This window comes from Aeromonas taiwanensis (assembly GCF_000820165.1).
In the GTDB taxonomy this organism is placed as follows: Bacteria; Pseudomonadota; Gammaproteobacteria; order Enterobacterales; family Aeromonadaceae; genus Aeromonas; species Aeromonas taiwanensis.
In genome coordinates this window covers 1-17,935 of sequence record NZ_CDDD01000001.1, presented here as the reverse complement: position 1 = coordinate 17,935, position 17,935 = coordinate 1, and the positions used below count along the sequence as shown (strand labels likewise).

15 protein-coding genes are annotated in these 17,935 nt (G+C 65.3%); 9 read left to right on the top strand and 6 right to left on the bottom strand.

Features of this window, described 5'->3' with window-relative positions; translation table 11 throughout:
* Window positions 1-102: 102 nt before the first annotated feature.
* On the bottom strand, window positions 103-1,248 hold the full coding sequence (gene argE / locus BN1136_RS00075) for an acetylornithine deacetylase (protein WP_043807876.1): 1,146 nt from the start codon (window positions 1,246-1,248) through the stop codon (window positions 103-105).
* A 261-nt stretch (window positions 1,249-1,509) separates the two neighbouring features.
* Here argE and argC point away from each other — a divergent pair, with 261 nt between their 5' ends.
* From argC to BN1136_RS00045, 6 genes are all read left to right on the top strand, one after another.
* Window positions 1,510-2,517: an N-acetyl-gamma-glutamyl-phosphate reductase gene (argC, locus tag BN1136_RS00070; RefSeq protein WP_043763125.1), complete on the top strand. Its 1,008-nt coding sequence runs from the start codon at window positions 1,510-1,512 to the stop codon at window positions 2,515-2,517.
* 23 nt (window positions 2,518-2,540) lie between these two features.
* Complete coding sequence (argB, locus tag BN1136_RS00065; protein ID WP_043763127.1) at window positions 2,541-3,320, top strand: acetylglutamate kinase; 780 nt, start codon at window positions 2,541-2,543, stop codon at window positions 3,318-3,320.
* Window positions 3,321-3,345: 25 nt separating this feature from the next.
* Entirely contained in the window at window positions 3,346-4,257 is a 912-nt protein-coding gene (locus tag BN1136_RS00060; RefSeq protein WP_043763129.1) for an ornithine carbamoyltransferase, read from the top strand.
* A 56-nt stretch (window positions 4,258-4,313) separates the two neighbouring features.
* Window positions 4,314-5,549, top strand: coding sequence for an argininosuccinate synthase (locus tag BN1136_RS00055; RefSeq protein ID WP_043763131.1), 1,236 nt, complete (start codon window positions 4,314-4,316; stop codon window positions 5,547-5,549).
* A 202-nt stretch (window positions 5,550-5,751) separates the two neighbouring features.
* On the top strand, window positions 5,752-7,134 hold the full coding sequence (gene argH / locus BN1136_RS00050) for an argininosuccinate lyase (protein ID WP_043763134.1): 1,383 nt from the start codon (window positions 5,752-5,754) through the stop codon (window positions 7,132-7,134).
* Window positions 7,135-7,280: 146 nt separating this feature from the next.
* Window positions 7,281-7,919 carry an FMN-binding negative transcriptional regulator gene (locus BN1136_RS00045; protein WP_043763136.1) on the top strand — a complete coding sequence of 213 codons (639 nt, stop codon included), beginning with the start codon at window positions 7,281-7,283 and terminating at the stop codon, window positions 7,917-7,919.
* A gap of 82 nt (window positions 7,920-8,001) precedes the next feature.
* Here BN1136_RS00045 and BN1136_RS00040 read toward each other — a convergent pair whose 3' ends face one another.
* The 4 genes from BN1136_RS00040 to BN1136_RS00025 all read right to left on the bottom strand — a co-directional run bounded on the left by BN1136_RS00040 (window position 8,002) and on the right by BN1136_RS00025 (window position 10,586).
* Window positions 8,002-8,214, bottom strand: coding sequence for a hypothetical protein (locus BN1136_RS00040; protein WP_043763139.1), 213 nt, complete (start codon window positions 8,212-8,214; stop codon window positions 8,002-8,004).
* Between the two features lie 96 nt (window positions 8,215-8,310).
* The gene (locus BN1136_RS00035) at window positions 8,311-8,652 is read right to left on the bottom strand and encodes a DUF1294 domain-containing protein (RefSeq protein WP_043763141.1); all 342 of its coding nucleotides are present in this window, start codon (window positions 8,650-8,652) and stop codon (window positions 8,311-8,313) included.
* Window positions 8,649-9,236 (bottom strand): sugar O-acetyltransferase, encoded by a 588-nt coding sequence (locus tag BN1136_RS00030; RefSeq protein ID WP_043763143.1) that lies wholly within the window; start codon window positions 9,234-9,236, stop codon window positions 8,649-8,651. Before BN1136_RS00030 ends, BN1136_RS00035 begins: the two co-directional genes overlap by 4 nt.
* An 87-nt stretch (window positions 9,237-9,323) precedes the next feature.
* Complete coding sequence (locus BN1136_RS00025) at window positions 9,324-10,586, bottom strand: MgtC/SapB family protein (protein ID WP_043807874.1); 1,263 nt, start codon at window positions 10,584-10,586, stop codon at window positions 9,324-9,326.
* Between the two features lie 200 nt (window positions 10,587-10,786).
* On the opposite strand from BN1136_RS00025, the gene BN1136_RS00020 reads away from it, so the two are divergent.
* The 3 genes from BN1136_RS00020 (at window position 10,787) to BN1136_RS00010 (ending at window position 16,104) form a co-directional block, all read left to right on the top strand.
* Window positions 10,787-12,934 (top strand): prolyl oligopeptidase family serine peptidase, encoded by a 2,148-nt coding sequence (locus BN1136_RS00020; protein WP_043807873.1) that lies wholly within the window; start codon window positions 10,787-10,789, stop codon window positions 12,932-12,934.
* 142 nt (window positions 12,935-13,076) lie between these two features.
* Window positions 13,077-15,230 (top strand): AsmA family protein, encoded by a 2,154-nt coding sequence (locus BN1136_RS00015; protein ID WP_043763206.1) that lies wholly within the window; start codon window positions 13,077-13,079, stop codon window positions 15,228-15,230.
* A gap of 139 nt (window positions 15,231-15,369) precedes the next feature.
* Complete coding sequence (locus BN1136_RS00010; RefSeq protein WP_043763208.1) at window positions 15,370-16,104, top strand: SDR family oxidoreductase; 735 nt, start codon at window positions 15,370-15,372, stop codon at window positions 16,102-16,104.
* 54 nt (window positions 16,105-16,158) lie between these two features.
* On the opposite strand, the gene glnE is transcribed toward BN1136_RS00010, so the two are convergent.
* The coding region (glnE, locus tag BN1136_RS00005) for a bifunctional [glutamate--ammonia ligase]-adenylyl-L-tyrosine phosphorylase/[glutamate--ammonia-ligase] adenylyltransferase (RefSeq protein WP_043807871.1) at window positions 16,159-17,935 on the bottom strand (1,777 nt) is incomplete at its 5' end.

Sequence of the window (17,935 nt, the reverse complement as noted above, 5' to 3'; positions counted from 1 at the left end):
AGATTGTCTGCGCAAGGTCAAATAACAAGCCGATTCAGAAGATGTATTTCCCTCACCTCTCCGGGGACGGCTTGTTATGTAACTTACTTACATTCCCTCTGGTCAGAGGCAGAAGCGCCGGATCAGGTGCTGCAGCACCGCCGTGGTCGGTTTGACAAACGACAGATCCAGGTATTCATCGGGCTGGTGGGCCTGGGCGATGTGGCCAGGACCCAGCACGATTGTCTGGCATCCCAACTGCTGGATAAAGGGGGCCTCGGTGCAATAGTTCACGGATTGTGCGGCCTGGCCGCTCGCCTTCTCGGCCTCGCGCACCAGATCCGAGTCGTCCGCACAGGCATAGGCCGGGATGGGCTCGTGCAGGTGCTGCAGGTGCAGGCAGCCGGGCTGGTGGATCTCGATGGGGGAGAGCGCTTCTTTGAGCATGCCCATCAACTCGTCCGGCCCTACCTGGGGAGTGGGTCTCATGTCGATGTGCAGCTCGCAGCAGCCGCAGATGCGGTTCGGGCTGTCGCCCCCCTGGATGTAGCCGAGGTTCAGGGTGGGCTGGGGCACGGCGAATCTGTGATCCGCGTACTTGTCTTTTAGATCCTGCTGGAGCTTGAGCACCTGGCCCATGGCCTTGTGCATGATCTCCATGGCGTTGACGCCGTTGGCGGGATCCGAGCTGTGGCCGCTTCGGCCCGTAATGCGGATGGCCTCCGACATGTGCCCCTTGTGGGCTACCACGGGCACCAGCCCGGTGGGTTCGCCGATCACCGCGTAGTCGGGCTTGAGCTCGGCGGCGGCCGCGATGGCGCGGGCCCCGGCCATGGTGGTCTCCTCGTCGGCGGTCGCCAGGATCCGCAGCGGCTTGTTGAGAGTGGTGAGATCGATCTCTTTGAGCGCCTCCACGATGAAGGCGAAGAAGCCCTTCATGTCGATGGTGCCGAGGCCGTAGAGGCGATCCCCCTCCTCGGTCACCTTGAAGGGATCCTTGTTCCAGGCTCCCTCATCGAACGGCACCGTATCGGTGTGGCCCGCCAGCAGCAGGCCACCCTCGCCCTGGCCATGGGTCGCCACCAGGTTGAACTTGCCCGGCAGATCCGGCAGCGCCGTCACCTCGCAGTGGAAGCCCAGCTGGCCGAACCAGTCGGCCAGCAGCCGGATCACCGCCTCGTTGCTCTGATCCCAGCGGGGATCCGTGCTGCTGATCGAGGGAATCGCAATAATATTCTTATAAAGTGAAAAAAAATCCAGATTGGCCATCAGCTCCTCCTTGCGTCCCCGGAATCTTTCTGTTAGAAAATACAAATGCAAAGTGAGTGCATGAATATTCTGTTCGAGTGCTCATCGACAAGGCCTCTAGTTGTAAGGGAAAGTTAATGTTCTGTCACCTGATCTGTAACCGACGACGCATATCCGCCTGAATTGCCCCTCCGCACTCGTTGCATCGAAGGGGCGATAGCCGACCCCTTGCACCGCGGCACCATGCTGCGAATTTCGAACCCAGACTTGGAATACTCAAACATGCTCAATACCGTTATCGTCGGTGCCAGTGGCTACGCGGGGGCCGAACTGGCCGCACTGGTCCAGAACCATCCACAACTCAAGCTGTTCGGCCTCTATGTCTCCGCCGGCAGCCAGGACGCCCACAAGCGTTTCTCTTCCCTGCATCCCCAGTGGGTTGGTGAGCTGGATCAGCCGCTGCTGCCCCTGGACGAAGACGGCATGACCCGGATCCTGACCCAGGCCGACCTGGTGCTGCTGGCCACCGCCCATGAGGTGAGTGCCGAGCTCGCGCCCAAGTTCCTGGCCAAGGGGCTGCCGGTGTTCGATCTCTCCGGTGCCTTCCGGGTCAAGGATCAAGGGTTCTACTCCTCCTTCTACGGCTTCACCCACGACAGCGAGCAGTGGCTGGAGCAGGCCGCCTACGGCCTGGCCGAATGGAACGCCGAGGCCATCCAGGCCGCCCAGCTGATCGCGGTGCCGGGATGCTACCCGACCGCCTCCCTGTGCGCCCTCAAGCCGCTGCAGCAGGCAGGCCTGATTGCCGAAGGGTGGCAGCCCATCATCAACGCGGTGTCCGGTGTTTCCGGCGCCGGCCGCAAGGCGGCCATCAATACCAGCTTCTGCGAGGTGAGCCTGAGCCCCTACGGCACCTTCAATCACAGACACCAGCCGGAGATCAGCCACCACCTCGGCAAGCAGGTGCTGTTCCAGCCCCACCTTGGCAACTATGTGCGGGGCATCCTGGCCACCATCTATGTGCAGCTGGTGGACGGCGTGACGCAGACCCAGGTAGACCAGGCCTATCTCAAGGCCTACGAAGGCAAGCCCCTGGTGCGCCTCACCGGCCAGATGCCCTCCATCCGCGGCGTGGCGAACACCCCTTACTGCGACCTTGCCTGGCAGCAGCAGGGCAACATGCTGGTGGTGGTCTCCGCCATCGACAACCTGCTCAAGGGCGCGGCCTCCCAGGCGATGCAGTGCATAAATATCAAATTTGGTTTTGAACCGGCCACCGGCCTGATTTAACGCTTTAGGAAAGGATCGAGAAGATGGAAAAGCAGACGCTGGTAATCAAGTTGGGTGGTGCCCTGATCGAGAACGACGAGGCCCTGACCGCCCTGTTCGCCACCCTGAAAACCTTCCTGGACGAACAACACCGTCCCCTGGTGCTGGTGCACGGCGGTGGCTGCCTGGTGGATGACCTGCTCAAGGGGCTGGGGATGACCTCCACCAAGAAGCACGGCCTGCGGGTGACCCCGTTCGAGCAGATCCCCGTGATTGCCGGTGCCCTGGCGGGGACCGCGAACAAGATGATGATGGCCAAGGCCATCGCCACCGGCATTCCGGCGGTGGGGCTCTGCCTCGCCGACGGCGGTCTGTGCCAGGTGACCCAGCTCGATCCGGATCTCGGCGCGGTCGGTGACTGCAAGCCGGGCAACCCGGCGCTGGTGGCCGGCATCCTGGGCCAGGGCCTGCTGCCTGTGGTGAGCTCCATCGGTATTACTGCCGAGGGTCAGCTGATGAACGTCAACGCGGATCAGGCGGCCACCGCCATCGCCGAGGCGCTGGGCGCGGATCTGGTGATGCTGTCCGATGTGAGCGGCATCCTGGATGGCAAGGGCAAGCTGGTACCGCAGCTGGACAAGCAGACCGCCCTGGATCTGATGGAGAAGGGCGTGATCAGCGATGGCATGGCGGTCAAGGTGAAGGCGGCCCTGCATGCCGCCGAGACCCTGGGCAAGCCTGTCTGTGTCGCCAGCTGGCGCTACCCGGATCAACTGCTCAAGCTGCTGGCCGGCGGTGCGGTTGGCACCCAGGTTTCTCTCTGATCTCCACCGGAACAAGGAACATCCGATGCAACATCTTCTGAAAGACAGCGACTTGAGCAAGGCCCAGATCGAGGCGCTGATCGCCCTGGGCAAATCGGTCAAGGCCGATCCGAAGAAATACAGCCAGGCCCTGGCGGGCAAGAGTGTGGTCACCCTGTTCGAGAAACCCTCCCTGCGCACCCGGGTCACCTTCGACATCGGCATCGCCAAACTGGGCGGCCACAGCGTCTATCTGGATCAGCAGAACGGGGCGCTCGGCAAGCGGGAATCGGTGAAGGACTTCGCCAGCAACCTGTCCCGCTGGTGCGACGCCATCGTCGCCCGGGTGTTCGACCACCAGACCCTGGTCGAGCTGGCCGAACACGGCACCGTGCCCGTGGTGAACAGCCTGTGCAACCTCTACCACCCCTGCCAGGGGCTGGCGGACTTCATGACCATCAGCGAGCACTACGCGGATCTGTCCAAGGTGAAGCTGGCGTATCTGGGTGATGGCAACAACGTCAGCCACTCATTGCTGCTCTTGGGGGCGACGCTTGGCACCGACGTGACTCTGATCTGCCCGAAAGGCCACGGCCCTGACACCCAGATCTTCCTGCAGGCCCAGGCGCTGGCGGCTCAATCCGGCGCCACCATCCACATCAGCGACGACGTGGCGGACATCGAAGGGTTTGACGTGGTGTATACCGATACCTGGGTTTCAATGGGTGACAACACACCAATGGAGCAGGTAAAAGATATCTTTATGCCTTACCAGATCAACCAGGCCCTGCTCGACCGCACCGGCATCCAGCACGTGCTGCATTGCCAGCCGGCGCACCGGGAACTGGAGATCACCTCGGAGGTCATGGACGGCCCAGCCTCCCTCATCATGGATGAGGCAGAAAACCGGATGCATATCCAGAATGCCGTGCTGCTGACCCTGCTCGGGCACAAGTAACGCGGCAACCGACCCAGAATCACAACCTTTTATCGAATCATCACGGAGAGAAGTAAATGAGCGGAATCAACAAGATCGTACTGGCTTATTCGGGCGGACTGGATACCTCGGCCATCATTCCCTGGCTGAAGGAGCACTATGACGCAGAGATCATCGCCTTCGTCGCCGATGTGGGCCAGGAGCGTGACGATCTGGAAGGGATCGAGCAGAAGGCCATCGCCTCCGGCGCGGTCAAGTGCATCGTCAAGGATCTGCGGGAAGAGTTCGTCAAAGAGTACGTCTACCCGACCCTGAAGACCGGCGCCGTCTATGAAGGCACCTACCTGCTGGGGACCTCCATGGCCCGTCCGGTGATCGCCAAGGCGATGGTCGAGGCGGCGCTGGCGGAAGGCGCCGATGCCATCTCCCACGGCTGCACCGGCAAGGGCAACGATCAGGTGCGTTTCGAAGGCGCGGTGGCCGCGCTGGCCCCCCAGCTGAAAGTCATCGCCCCCTGGCGGATCTGGGACATGCGCTCCCGGGAAGATCTGCTGGCCTATCTGGAAGCCCGCAACATCCCCTGCAAGGCGACCCTGAAGAAGATCTACAGCCGCGACGCCAACGCCTGGCACATCTCCACCGAGGGTGGCGAGCTGGAGAGCACCTGGAACGAGCCGTCCGAAGCCGTGTGGCAGTGGACCGTTTCCGCCGAGCAGGCACCGAACGAGCCGGAATACGTCAAGCTGACCGTGGCCAAGGGCGAAGTGGTCGCCGTTGACGATCAGCCGCTCAGCCCGCACCAGATCCTGACCACCCTGAACGAGCGTGCCGGCAAGCACGGCGTGGGCCGCATCGACATCACCGAGAACCGGATGGTAGGCATGAAGTCCCGCGGCTGCTACGAGACCCCGGGTGGCACCGTGATGGTTGCCGCACTGCGCGCCGTGGAAGAGCTGGTGCTGGACAGACCGACCCGCGCCTGGCGCGAGAAGCTGGGTGCCGAGTTCTCCCACCTGGTGTATGACGGTCGCTGGTTTACCCCGCTGTGCAAGGCCATTGTCGCCTCCGCCAACGCCATCGCCGAGGATCTGGACGGCGAAGTGATCCTGAAGATGTACAAGGGTCAGGTCACCGCGGTGCAGAAGAAGTCGCCGAACAGCCTCTACTCCGAAGACTTCGCCACCTTCGGCGCCGACGAGGTGTACGACCAGAGCCATGCTGAAGGCTTCATCCGTCTCTACACCCTGGCCAGCCGCATCCGCGCCATGAAGGAGCAGCACCAGGCCATCGGTGGCGACCATACCCACGGCTAAGCAAGCGCGATAACCCGTTGATTCGAGGGGGCATGGCCCCCTCTTTTACAGGCAGAGAGCCCCTCTGCCATCCTCATCGGGTGTGACAAGAGCGGCTGCGCCTCGGCCGCTTCTGTGAGATAACAGGCTCGCAGGAAAACAAGGCAAGATTTCAAGTTCGACGGCGCAAGGCGCCGCCGACAACGCATTCAAGGAGAGCAGTATGGCACTTTGGGGTGGACGCTTCAGTCAGGGAGCCGATAGCCGGTTCAAGCAGTTCAACGATTCACTGCGGTTCGACTACCGTCTGGCGGAGCAGGATATTCAGGGCTCCATGGCCTGGGCCAAAGCGCTGGTCAAGGTGGGCGTGTTGACCGAGGGTGAACAGGGCAAGTTGCAGCAGGCGATGGAGGTACTGCTCGCCTCCGTGCAGCAGGATCCCCAGCAGATCCTGAGTTCGGACGCCGAAGACATCCACTCCTGGGTCGAAGGGAAGCTGATCGACGCCGTCGGGGCGCTCGGCAAGAAGCTGCACACCGGCCGCTCGCGCAACGATCAGGTCGCCACCGACCTCAAACTCTGGTGCAAGGCCCAGGGTGAGCTGCTGCTCGGTTCCATCACTGCCCTGCAACAGGGGCTGGTCGCCTCCGCCCGTGCCAACCAGGCCGCCGTGCTGCCGGGCTACACCCATCTGCAGCGCGCCCAGCCGGTCACCTATGCCCACTGGGCACTCGCCTATGTGGAGATGCTGGAGCGGGACTACTCCCGTCTGCAGGATGCCCTCAAGCGCCTCGACACCAGCCCGCTCGGCTGCGGCGCCCTGGCGGGCACCGCTTATGCCATCGACCGCGAAGCCTTGGCGCTCGACATGGGCTTTGCCGGCGCCACCCGCAACAGCCTGGATTCGGTCTCCGATCGGGACCACGTGGTGGAGCTGATGCACGTGGCGTCGCTGTCCATGGCGCATCTGTCGCGCTTCGCCGAAGACCTCATCTTCTACAACACCGGCGAGGCTGGGTTTGTGGAGCTCTCCGACGCCGTCACTTCCGGCTCTTCCCTGATGCCGCAGAAGAAGAACCCGGATGCGCTGGAGCTGATCCGTGGCAAGACCGGCCGGGTCGTCGGTGCCCAGATGGGCATGCTGATGAGCCTCAAGGCGCTGCCGCTGGCCTACAACAAGGACATGCAGGAAGACAAGGAGGGGCTGTTCGATGCCCTGGATACCTGGCACGACTGTCTCGACATGGCGGCCCTGGTGCTGATCGATCTGAAAGTGAACGGCGAGCGCACCAAGACTGCCGCCCAGGGCGGCTATGCCAACGCCACCGAGCTGGCGGACTACCTGGTGGCCAAGGGCATCCCGTTCCGCGAGGCGCACCATATCGTCGGCGAGACCGTGGTCTACGCGATCGGGGTGAAGAAACCCCTGGAGGAGCTCTCCCTCCCCGAGTTCCAGCGCTTCAGCCCCGTGGTGGGGGAGGATGTCTACCCGAATCTGGAGCTGGAAGCGACCCTGGCCAAGCGGGTCGCCAAGGGCGGCGTCGCCCGCGAGCAGATAGAGGCAGCCCTCACCGCCGCCGAGGCCTGGCTGGCCAAGCGCGGCTGAGGTCGGCATGGATGACAAGAGAGGGCCCAGGCCCTCTTTTTTATTTTGTGTTGTCTGCTCGTCAGTCTCCCCGTAACGGGTGAAAATGGGCCTATCACGGGGCGCCTGGACGCCCCCTCACGTCGTCCTCAGGACAAGGAGTTCGCATGTACCTGCCACCCCATTTCGCCGTCACCGACCCCGAGGCGCAGCATCAGCTGATCCGGGCCCATCCCCTGGGGGCCCTGATCACCCATGGCAAGTCGGGGCTCGATGCCAACCATCTGCCATTTGAGTTCGATGCCGGGGAGGGGGCTCACGGGGTTCTGCGCGCCCACGTGGCCCGCAACAACCCGCTCTGGCAGGAGGTGAAAGACGGCGACGAGGTGCTGGTGATCTTCAGGGCCGCCGACGGCTATGTCTCACCGAACTGGTACCCGAGCAAGCAGGCGCACCACAAGCAGGTGCCGACCTGGAACTATGCGGTGGTGCACGCCCACGGCCGTATCCGGGTGCGGGACGATGCACGCTTCGTGCGCCGCCTGCTCGCCACCCTGACCCGCACCCAGGAGGCTGCCGAGCCGACACCCTGGAAGATGGCGGACGCGCCGCGAGACTATATCGAGGCCATGGTGGCGGCCGTGGTGGGCATCGAAATCGAGATCGACCGTCTGGTGGGCAAGTTCAAGCTGAGCCAGAACAAGGAGGAGGCCGACCGGCAGGGGGCCATCGACGGGGTGCGCGAGCGGGGTGGGGAGGCGCTGGCGAGCGCCATGGCGGGAGCCGGGCTGCCTCCGACGACATGAATCCCGGGAGCGGCGCAGGGGCACTCCAACAGAAACGGCAACCCGGGTTGCCGTCTCGTTTGCCGCACCGCCGGGCTCTGTCTCACAGCTCCCGGAAGGGTTTGCGCTTCTCCTCCTCGAGCATGATGGCCTCCAGATTGGCGACCCGCTCCTGCAACTCCCTGATGTTCACATCCTGCTTGCCGAGGCGGTCGGTGATGCGGGCGTCCCCCATCTGGTAGCGGGCACGCTTGCCGAGATAGCCGAAAAACACGCTGATAAAGACGATCAGGACGATACCTGTCCACATGGTCATGGGTGACTCCTTGTCTGTGCCTGAACGGGAGAGGTCAGCTCCCTGTCTTCCGTTTTCTCATACCCGGTCATGGGCGGCAATGCCCGCCTTGGTGGTTCAGAACCCCTGCCAGAGCGGGCGGCCGAGCCAGAGCCCGAGCAGCAGTAATTGCCCCCAGACGATGGCCCAGAACCGCAGGCGGTAGCTCCCTTTCTGGGTCTTGTGGCGCAGCCACTGACGGGCCACCAGGGCGCCGGGCCAGCCGCCGCACAGCTCCAGCAGGTGCAGACGCGCCTCGGGCACGCGCCAGCCGCCACGGATGGCCTGGCGCTTGTCCCAGGCGTAGGCGGCCAGGGTCAGCAGGCTCATCAGCAGGATCAGGGCCAGCGGCCACCAGTTCGCGTCCCGCACCCCGAGCCAGCCGGCCCACCCCAGGGGCAGCAGGGCCAGCACCATCATGACAGCCACTCCGGATCCCGGGGCTCATCCGAATTTAACGTGCGGATCACGCGAGCCGGGTTGCCGACGGCGACGGAGTCTGCCGGTATGTCGCGGGTCACCACGGCACCGGCGCCTATGATGGTGCGCGGCCCTATGGTGACGCCGGGGCAGATGATGGCGCCGCCGCCGATCCAGCAGTCATCGCCGATGCGTACCGGCTTGTTGTAGGCGGTCCAGTTGCGGCGCTCCCGGTGATCCAGGCTGTGGGTGGCGGTGTAGATCTGCACGTTGGGGGCCAGCAGCACATGGCTGCCGATGTGCACTTCGCCCACGTCGAGAATGGTGACGTTGAAGTTGAAGAAGGTCTTCTCGCCGAGGTGGATGTTGCGGCCAAATTCGCAGGTGAAGGGGGTACTGATCCAGCACGAGTCCGGGCAGTGGCCGAACAGCTCGGCGCAGAGGCGCTGGCGCAGGGGGTGATCGCCGGACGGGGAGGCATTGAGCTCGGCCAGCAGCGCCTGGCCGCGGATCCTGTCGTTCGCGATCTCCTCGGTCTGGGTGAGGGGGCCACCCGCCAGAATCTTGTCCCAATCGCTTGCCATTGCTACCTCCTCATGCTGCAAGAGGAGGCAGTATACGTGACAAGGGGGGAGGGGCGTCAGTCCGCCATCCCGGGGAGGTGATCCTCGTCATCCCGTCGGCCAGACCAGGGGCAGGATCAGCAGGACGGAGAGGAGGTAGGGCAGCAGCACCCGCAGCCCCAGCCTGCGTCCACCGATCACCAGTGCCAGCATCCCCTTGACCAGGGAGTTGACCAGGCCGGCGAGCAGTATGCCCCTGGCCGCCACCTCCAGAGCCAGCTCCTTCTGGGCGAGCTGGGAGAGGGAGAGGGTGATGGCGTCCACGTCCGTGATGCCGGAGACCAGTGCCAGCAGATAGACCCCGGAGTTGCCCACCTTGCTCTGCAGCAGGGTAGCCATGAAGCCGATGAGGGCCAGCAACAGGCCGAACTTGATGGCGGTGGCGAGATCGAGCGGGTTGCGGGTTTCTGGCTGCACCGGGTTGTCGGCGAGCTCTTCCCGCTGGCGCCAGAACCAGAAGGCGAAGCCATAGACGATGGCCGCCAGCAGCAGCAGGGGGACGGCCAGGCGCATCGCCAGCTCGCTATGGATCAGCAGCACCAGCATCAGCAGCCGCAGCCACATGGTGGCTCCCGCCAGCAGGATGCCGGTGGCGAGCAGCCGCTCCAGCCCGCCCTGCTCCTTGTTGAGGCGGGCAAACTGCAGGGTGAGGGCGGTGGAGGAGGCGAGCCCTGCCAGCATGCTGGTGAGCACCAGTCCGGCACGGGTGCCGAGCAGCCGCACCGCGAAGTGGCCACAGAACGAGATCCCCGCGATGATCACCACCATGAGCCAGATCTTGAAGGGGTTGAAGGCGTCGAGGGGGCCCATCTCCGCATCGGGCAGCACGGGGAGCAGCACCAGGGAGATGAGCAGAAAACGCAGGGTGGCGTGAAATTCCGTCTCGCTCAAAAACAGCATGCCCTGCTGGATCTTGCCCTTGAGCCCCATCAAGAGCGCCGCCAGCACGGCGCAGGCCACCGCCTCGCTCGGGCTCTGCAACACCGACATCAGCCCCAGCAAATAGGTGAGCACCATGGCCACCGAGCTGGTGAGGCCGAACTCCCCCTTCCAGCGCTGTGCCAGCCAGACCGAGAGGCCGCAGCCTGCCACCACCGCCAGCAGGCCGAGCAGGGGCAGCCAGGATCCCAGGGTCGGGAGCAGCAGGGCGCAGACCCCGCCGAGCAGGCCGATAAGACCGTAGGTTCGCATCCCGGCGATGCGCTGGTTGTCCCCCAGCTGGCGCACCTGCCAGCCCCGCTCCAGCCCGATGATGAGACCGATGGCCAGGGACACCAGGGCGCCGTAGACGGGCTCCGCCTCTATCCACATGGGTTTCTCCTCCCATTGCCGTTTCTGTGAGGATGGCACAGACAGACTCTGGGCAGGGGGAGCTGGCTCACAGAGCGTGGTGACTGACCAGGAGGTTCGTGCCGGTATGTTCCCGTTACGGGTCACCCGCTGGGGGGTTGGGCCATACGGCACTCTTTGTTACCCTGCCCGCTTCACCGAAACCGCAGGGAGCCGCCTCGATGCGAGCCATTGTCAGCCTGCTGGCCCTGTCACTGCTGTGTGCGTGCAGTGGCCAGCCAACCCAAGAGGATGCCATGTCAGGGAATACGCGCCTTCACTACCCCGTCACCCGCCAGGGTGAGCAGGTGGATCACTACTTCGGCCAGGCCGTGGCCGACCCCTATCGCTGGCTGGAGGATGATCGCAGCCCCGAGACCGAAGCCTGGGTCAAGGCCCAGAACGCCGTGACTCAGGGTTATCTGGCGCAGATCCCGTATCGCGCCGCCATCAGGGAGAAGCTGGCCGCTTCCTGGAACTACGCCAAGGAGGGGGCGCCGTTTCGCGAGGGGCGCTACCACTACTTCTTCAAGAACGACGGCCTGCAGAACCAGAATGTGCTGTGGCGCCAGCAGGAGGGCAAGCCGGCCGAGGTGTTCCTCGATCCCAATACCCTCAGCCCCGACGGCACCACGGCGCTGGATCAGCTGAGCTTCTCCCGCGATGGCCGCATCCTGGCCTACTCCCTGTCGCTTGCCGGCAGCGACTGGCGGGAGATCCACCTGATGGACGTGGAGAGCAAGCAGCCGCTGGAGGCGCCCCTCAAGGACGTGAAATTCAGCGGCATCAGCTGGCTTGGCAACGAGGGCTTCTTCTACTCGAGCTACGACAAGCCCGACGGCAGCGAGCTGTCGGCCAGGACCGATCAGCACAAGGTCTATTTCCACCGGCTCGGCACGGCGCAGGAGGATGACCGGCTGGTGTTCGGCGCCATCCCGGCCCAGCACCACCGCTACGTGGGGGCGACCGTCACCGAGGATGATCGCTTCCTGCTCATCTCGGCGGCGAACTCCACCTCCGGCAACCGCCTCTATGTGAAGGATCTGAGCCAGGAGAACGCGCCGCTGCTGACGGTGCAGGGAGATCTGGACGCGGACGTCAGCCTGGTGGACAACAAGGGCAGCACCCTTTACCTGCTGACCAACCGGGACGCCCCCAACCGCCGGCTGGTGACGGTGGATGCCGCCAACCCGGGCCCGAGCCACTGGCGGGATCTCATCCCCGAGCGCCAGCAGGTGCTGACGGTGCACAGCGGCAGCGGCTATCTGTTTGCCGAGTACATGGTGGATGCCACCGCCCGGGTAGAGCAGTTCGACTATGAGGGCAAGCGGGTGCGCGAGGTGGCGCTGCCCGGCCTTGGCAGCGTCAGCGGCTTCAACGGCAAGCACGACGACCCCGCCCTCTACTTCGGCTTCGAGAACTATGCCCAGCCGCCGACCCTCTACCGGTTTGAGCCCAAGAGCGGCGCGATCAGCCTCTATCGCGCCTCGGCGGCGCCGTTCAAACCAGAGGATTACGTCTCCGAGCAGCGCTTCTACCAGAGCAAGGACGGCACCCGGGTGCCGCTCATCATCAGCTACCGCAAGGGGCTGAAACTCGATGGCAGCAACCCGACCATCCTCTACGGCTACGGCGGTTTCGACGTGAGCCTGACCCCGAGCTTCAGCGTGTCGGTGGCCAACTGGCTGGATCTGGGGGGCGTCTATGCGGTGGCCAACCTGCGCGGGGGGGGCGAGTACGGCCAGGCCTGGCACCTGGCGGGCACCCGGCAGAACAAGCAAAACGTGTTCGACGACTTCATCGCCGCGGCCGAGTACCTCAAGGCCGAGGGCTACACCCGCACCGACCGGCTGGCGATCCGCGGTGGCTCCAACGGCGGCCTGCTGGTGGGGGCCGTGATGACCCAGCGGCCGGATCTGATGCGGGTCGCCCTGCCGGCGGTGGGGGTGCTCGACATGCTGCGCTACCACACCTTCACCGCCGGGGCGGGCTGGGCCTATGACTACGGCACCAGCGCCGACAGCGAGGCGATGTTCGACTACCTGAAGGGCTACTCGCCGCTGCACAATGTCCGACCCGGGGTCAGCTACCCCTCGACTATGGTGACCACGGCGGATCACGACGATCGGGTGGTGCCGGCCCACTCCTTCAAGTTTGCCGCCACCCTGCAGGCCGACGATGCCGGCCCCCATCCCCAGCTCATCCGCATCGAGACCAATGCCGGGCACGGGGCGGGTACGCCGGTGGCCAAGCTGATCGAGCAGAGTGCGGACATCTATGCCTTCACCCTGTACGAGATGGGCTATCGGCAACTGCCGACCGTCCAGTGACATCAGGGCCCTGCGGGGCCCTTTTTCATGGCCGACCGCGACCATCCCTGTCTCGCCGGATGCCTGTTTTGGGAGAAGGGCCCCATCTGTTATCCCCCCGGTGGTATAGTCAGCCACAAGATCCGCATTCAAGGAGTCCGTCGTGAAGAAGATCATCTATATCCTGCTGGGGTTGGCGCTGGCCGCCGTGGTGGCCATCGCCGCCCTGGTATCCCTCATCGATCCCAATCAGTTCAAACCCCAGCTGGCGGAACAGGTGCGCAAGAGCACGGGCCGCGAGCTGGTGATGGAGGGGGCGATCGGCTGGCGCTTCTGGCCGAGCCTCGGTCTCTCCCTCGAGAAGGTGGCGCTGCGCAACCCCGCCGGTTTCGCCGAACCCGACCTGGTGCGCTTCGAGCAGGGTGAGGCCTCGGTGGGCCTGCTGCCCCTGCTCTCCCACCGGCTTGAGATAGGCAAGGTAACCCTGAGTGGTGCCCACCTGTTTATCCAGACCAGAGCCGACGGCAGCTCCAACCTGAGCGACCTGCTCACCGCCTCTGCCGAGCCCAAGGGGGCTGATGCCCAGCCCTCCGGCGAGGGCCAGCCAGCCACAACCGCCCGTGACGAAAAGCCCTGGCAGATCAGCCTGCAAGGCATTGCGCTGGTGGACGCCAGCGCCCTGGTGCGGGATGACCGCAGGGGTGCCGTCTCCCGGCTCGACCGGTTGGACCTCGATCTGGGGCAGCTGACCCCGGGGGAGTGGGTGCCCGTGACCCTGGCCGCCCAGGGGGCCCAGGGGGATCTGGCCTTTGATCTCAAGGGTCAGGCCCAGCTCAAGCTGGCCCGGGAGGCCATCAAGAGCGAGCTCAAGGATCTCGGCCTCAGCGGCAGTCTGAGTGATCCGGCCCAGCGGCTCGACGCCTTCTCCCTCAAGGCCGATCGGCTGGCGCTCGGGGAGTGGAGCAGCCTGACCCTGAGTCTGCAGGGGGCGCAGGGGGCGGCGGCCAAGCCGACCCTGGCCGGCACTCTGGAGGGGACCCTCAAGGCGCGTTTCGATCGGGAGCAACAGCTGCTGGAGGTGTCTGACGCCGTGCTGGCCGCCAAGCTCAGCGGTGATGCCCTGCCGCGCCCGCAGATGCAGCTCAAGCTCGCTGGCTTTGCCCGCGCCGAGCTGGACAAGCAGACCGTCACCCTGAGCAATCTGGTGATGGGGGCGGACGACGCCCTGCTGAGCGGCAACGGGATTGTGCGGCTGGGGGCCGTGCCCAGGGTGGAGTTCGACCTCAAGGGGGAGACGCTGGATCTCGATGCCTGGCTTGGTCAACCGGCCAAGGATGCCCCGGCTGCTGCGGCCTCTGGGACTGCGGCACCGGCCGGAACCAAGGCCCAAGTTCCCGCCACCCAGGCACCCTCCACGGTCGAGCCGGATCTGGCCGCCCTCAAACGGATGGATCTGGCCGGCCGGCTGCAGCTGGGTAACCTGAAGGCGAAAGGGATGGATCTTCGCGCCGTCGATCTGCAACTGGCGCTGGCGGGTGGTCAGCTCACCCTCAAGCAGTTCAGTGCCGGGGTGCTCGGGGGCAAGGTGACGGCAAACGGCGTGCTGGATGCCCGCCAGCAGCCGGCTCGCTATCAGGTCCACAAGCGGGTACAGGGGGTGGATGTGCGGCCGCTACTGCAGACCCTGGCCCAGACCGATCTGCTGGAAGGCAAGGGGGATCTGGAGGTGCAGGTGCAGGGCTCGGGTCTCTCCGAGCAGGCCCTGCTCAGCCGGATGCAGGGCAAGATCAGCCTGGCCGTGCATGACGGCGCCCTGCACGGCATCAACCTGGCGGAGATGATCCGCGAGGCGCGGGCCACCCTGACCGGCAAGGGAGCGGACCAGGTGAAGGAGGTGCGCAAGACCGACTTCAGCGCCCTCACCGCCAGCTTCCGGATTGCCGACGGGGTTGCCCAGAGCGACGACATCCAGCTGTTCGCCCCCGCCCTGCGGGTGAAGGGGCAGGGCCAGACCGCCCTGGTGCCGGAGACCCTCGATTTCCTGTTCCTCACCTCTGTGGTGGAGAGCAGCAAGGGGCAGGGGGGCAAGAGCGTGGACGAGCTCAAGGACATCACCATACCGGTGCGTATCGGCGGTCACTGGCAGGCGCCGAGCTACCGCCTCGACGTGAAGGCGCTGCTCAGCAACAACAAGGTGCTGGAGGAGAAGGCCCGCAAGGAGGCCGAGCGCGGCCTCAAGAAATTGCTTGGCGACAAGGCCGATGACGAGGGGATCAAGGGGGCGGCGGATCAGCTGCTCAAGGGGCTGTTCAAGTAGTCTGCTTCCCCTGTATTGCCACCAGAGCCCGCCCAGTGCGGGCTCTTTGTTGTGGAACATGGCGCCATGGCGCCAGGTTTGCCCAGGCACATGGGATACTATCCGGGGCAGTCATCATAAGCGGGAACCAGGAGGGTTCATGAACAAACGGGTGCTGATCACCGGTGGCAGCCGGGGCATAGGGGCCGCCACCGCCCGCCATCTGGCGGCGCAGGGGTACCATCTCTGTCTCAACTATCGTCAGGACAGGGCGGCGGCCGAGGCGCTGGTGGCCGAGATCCGGGCGGGGTATCCGGTCGAGTGTATCGCGGTGCAGGCGGATGTCGGCGAGGAGGCCGAGGTGGTGCGCCTGTTCGAGGAGATGGACGCCCGGCTCGGGCCCGTCACCCACCTGGTGAACAACGCCGGCAGACTGCAGCCGCAGATGCGGGTGCTGGAGATGAGCGCCGAGCGCATCAACAAAACCCTGACCACCAATGTCACCGGCTGTTTTCTCTGCTGCCGGGAGGCGGTGCAGCGCATGACGGACGGCGGGGCCATCGTCAACGTCTCTTCCGCTGCGGCGCGCCTGGGCTCCCCCGGGGAGTACGTGGACTACGCCGCCGCCAAGGGGGCCGTCGACGTGCTGACCAGGGGACTGTCGCTGGAAGTGGCGGCCCAGGGGATAAGGGTCAACGGGGTGCGCCCCGGTTTTATCTACACCGAGATGCACGCCGATGGCGGCGAGCCCGGCCGGGTCGACCGGGTGAAGGGGCAGATCCCGTTGCAACGGGGCGGAGAACCCTATGAGGTGGCGGCGGCTATCGCCTGGCTGCTCTCTGACGAGGCTTCTTACGTCACCGGCACCTTCATCGACGTGGCCGGCGGGCGCTAGAGAAACAGTTCCCTTTCCTTTCAATGACAAGGGGCGCCATGGCGCCCCTTTCGTTTATTCCCCCAGCAACTGCTGCCAGACTGCCTGCACATGGCCCCGCTCGCGCGGCAGCTGGTTGTCTCCCACCTTGCGGGAGACCTCCGAGAGGTTGAGGCGATGGCCGAGGTTGCGGATCTCCAGATAGGCGTGCTTGAGCCCCTCCGCCTGCTCCAGGGTCAGCACCCCCGCCAGCACGCACTCGTCGAAGATGCGCACGTTATCGGACCAGCGGGTGAGGGCATCCGGCTCGCCGCAGGCGTGGGCCAGCACCAGGTACTGGGCGATGAACTCGATGTCCACCATGCCGCCGGGGGACTGCTTGAGATCGAACTCCCCCTCGCCCGCCTTGAGCAGGTGATCCCGCATCTTCTGGCGCATCTCGCGCACCTCCCGGGCCAGGGTCGGCAGATCCCGCTCTTTGGCCAGCACGTCGCGGCGGATGCGGGCAAAGTCGGCGATGACCGCCTCGTCCCCGTAGATGGGGCGCGCCCGCACCAGGGCCTGATGCTCCCAGGTCCAGGCCTCATTCTGCTGGTACTGCTCGTAGGCCGACAGGGACGAGACCAGGAGCCCCGAATCGCCGGAGGGGCGCAGCCGCATGTCGATTTCGTAGAGGATCCCGGACGGGGTGCGGGTGCTGAACAGGTGCAGGATACGCTGGGCCAGGCGCAGGTAGAACTGACGGCTGTCGATGGGCTTGCGCCCGTCGGTGACCCCGTTGGGATCGCCGCCGTGCAGGAAGACGAGGTCGAGATCCGAGCCGTAGCCGAGCTCGATGCCGCCGAGCTTGCCGTAGGCCACCACCGCAAAGCCGCGCTGGCCGCTCACCGCCACCTCGGGGGGGACACCGTAGCGCTCGCTCATCTGGGCCCAGGCCTGGTTGACCACCTCTTCGGTGATGGCCTCCGCCAGCCAGGTGAGGTGGTCGCTCACCTTCATCAGCGGCAGGGCGCCGGCGATGTCGGCGGCGACGATACGCAGCAGCTGCACCTGCTTGAACTGGCGCAGCGCCTCCATCTGCTGCTCCACGTCCTCCTCGGGGATGCGCAGCAGGAACTGGCGCAGCTGGGGCTTGTACTGATCCAGCGGGGTGGGGTGGTAGAGGTGCTGGGGATCCAGCAGCTCGTCCAGCAGGATGGGGTAGCGGGCGAGCTGCTCGCTCACCAGGTTACTCTCGTCGCACAGGCGCACCAGCTGGCGCAGGGCGGCGGGGTTTTCCGCCAGCAGCTGCAGGTAGGCGCTACGGGTGAAGATGCGGGTCAGCAGGGTGCAGACCCGCTCGAAGAGGCGGGCGGGCTCGCGGCTTGCGGCCACCAGGCGCAGCAGCTCCGGCATCAGCCAGTCCAGGGCGATGCGCCCCTGGGGACCGACCTGGCGACGCTTGTACTCCTCCTTGAAGCGCAGCAGGGCGGCGCAGAGGGGGGCGGGCTCCGCCACGCCCTGGGTGGTCAGCAATTTTTCCAGCTCGGCGGCGTCGAGCTCGGTGCGCCAGAGATCGAGCCAGAGCTGATCCAGGTGGGCGGGAGCCTCCTTCTCTTCCCCCACCACGGCGACGAACTCCTGATGGACGGCGGCCATCTCCTCGTCCAGGTGGGCCATGAAGGCGTCCCAGTCCGCAAAGCCGAGGGCGGCGATGAGCCGCTGGCGATCCCGCTCCTCGGTGGGCAGGGTCTGGGTCTGCTGATCGCCGATCTCCTGCAGGATGTTCTCGACCCGGCGCAGGAAGCGGTAGGCCGCCAGCAGGCGGGCGCTGCGCTCGGTGTTGAGATCGCCGCTCTGGGTGATGGCGGCC

What these genes read in the sequence shown, in the direction of transcription:
- argE (WP_043807876.1), bottom strand. Translation starts at nt 1,248, where the DNA reads ATGGCCAATCTGGATTTTTTTTCACTTTATAAGAATATTATTGCGATT.
- argC (WP_043763125.1), top strand. Translation starts at nt 1,510, where the DNA reads ATGCTCAATACCGTTATCGTCGGTGCCAGTGGCTACGCGGGGGCCGAA.
- argB (WP_043763127.1), top strand. Translation starts at nt 2,541, where the DNA reads ATGGAAAAGCAGACGCTGGTAATCAAGTTGGGTGGTGCCCTGATCGAG.
- BN1136_RS00060 (WP_043763129.1), top strand. Translation starts at nt 3,346, where the DNA reads ATGCAACATCTTCTGAAAGACAGCGACTTGAGCAAGGCCCAGATCGAG.
- BN1136_RS00055 (WP_043763131.1), top strand. Translation starts at nt 4,314, where the DNA reads ATGAGCGGAATCAACAAGATCGTACTGGCTTATTCGGGCGGACTGGAT.
- argH (WP_043763134.1), top strand. Translation starts at nt 5,752, where the DNA reads ATGGCACTTTGGGGTGGACGCTTCAGTCAGGGAGCCGATAGCCGGTTC.
- BN1136_RS00045 (WP_043763136.1), top strand. Translation starts at nt 7,281, where the DNA reads ATGTACCTGCCACCCCATTTCGCCGTCACCGACCCCGAGGCGCAGCAT.
- BN1136_RS00040 (WP_043763139.1), bottom strand. Translation starts at nt 8,214, where the DNA reads ATGACCATGTGGACAGGTATCGTCCTGATCGTCTTTATCAGCGTGTTT.
- BN1136_RS00035 (WP_043763141.1), bottom strand. Translation starts at nt 8,652, where the DNA reads ATGATGGTGCTGGCCCTGCTGCCCCTGGGGTGGGCCGGCTGGCTCGGG.
- BN1136_RS00030 (WP_043763143.1), bottom strand. Translation starts at nt 9,236, where the DNA reads ATGGCAAGCGATTGGGACAAGATTCTGGCGGGTGGCCCCCTCACCCAG.
- BN1136_RS00025 (WP_043807874.1), bottom strand. Translation starts at nt 10,586, where the DNA reads ATGTGGATAGAGGCGGAGCCCGTCTACGGCGCCCTGGTGTCCCTGGCC.
- BN1136_RS00020 (WP_043807873.1), top strand. Translation starts at nt 10,787, where the DNA reads ATGCGAGCCATTGTCAGCCTGCTGGCCCTGTCACTGCTGTGTGCGTGC.
- BN1136_RS00010 (WP_043763208.1), top strand. Translation starts at nt 15,370, where the DNA reads ATGAACAAACGGGTGCTGATCACCGGTGGCAGCCGGGGCATAGGGGCC.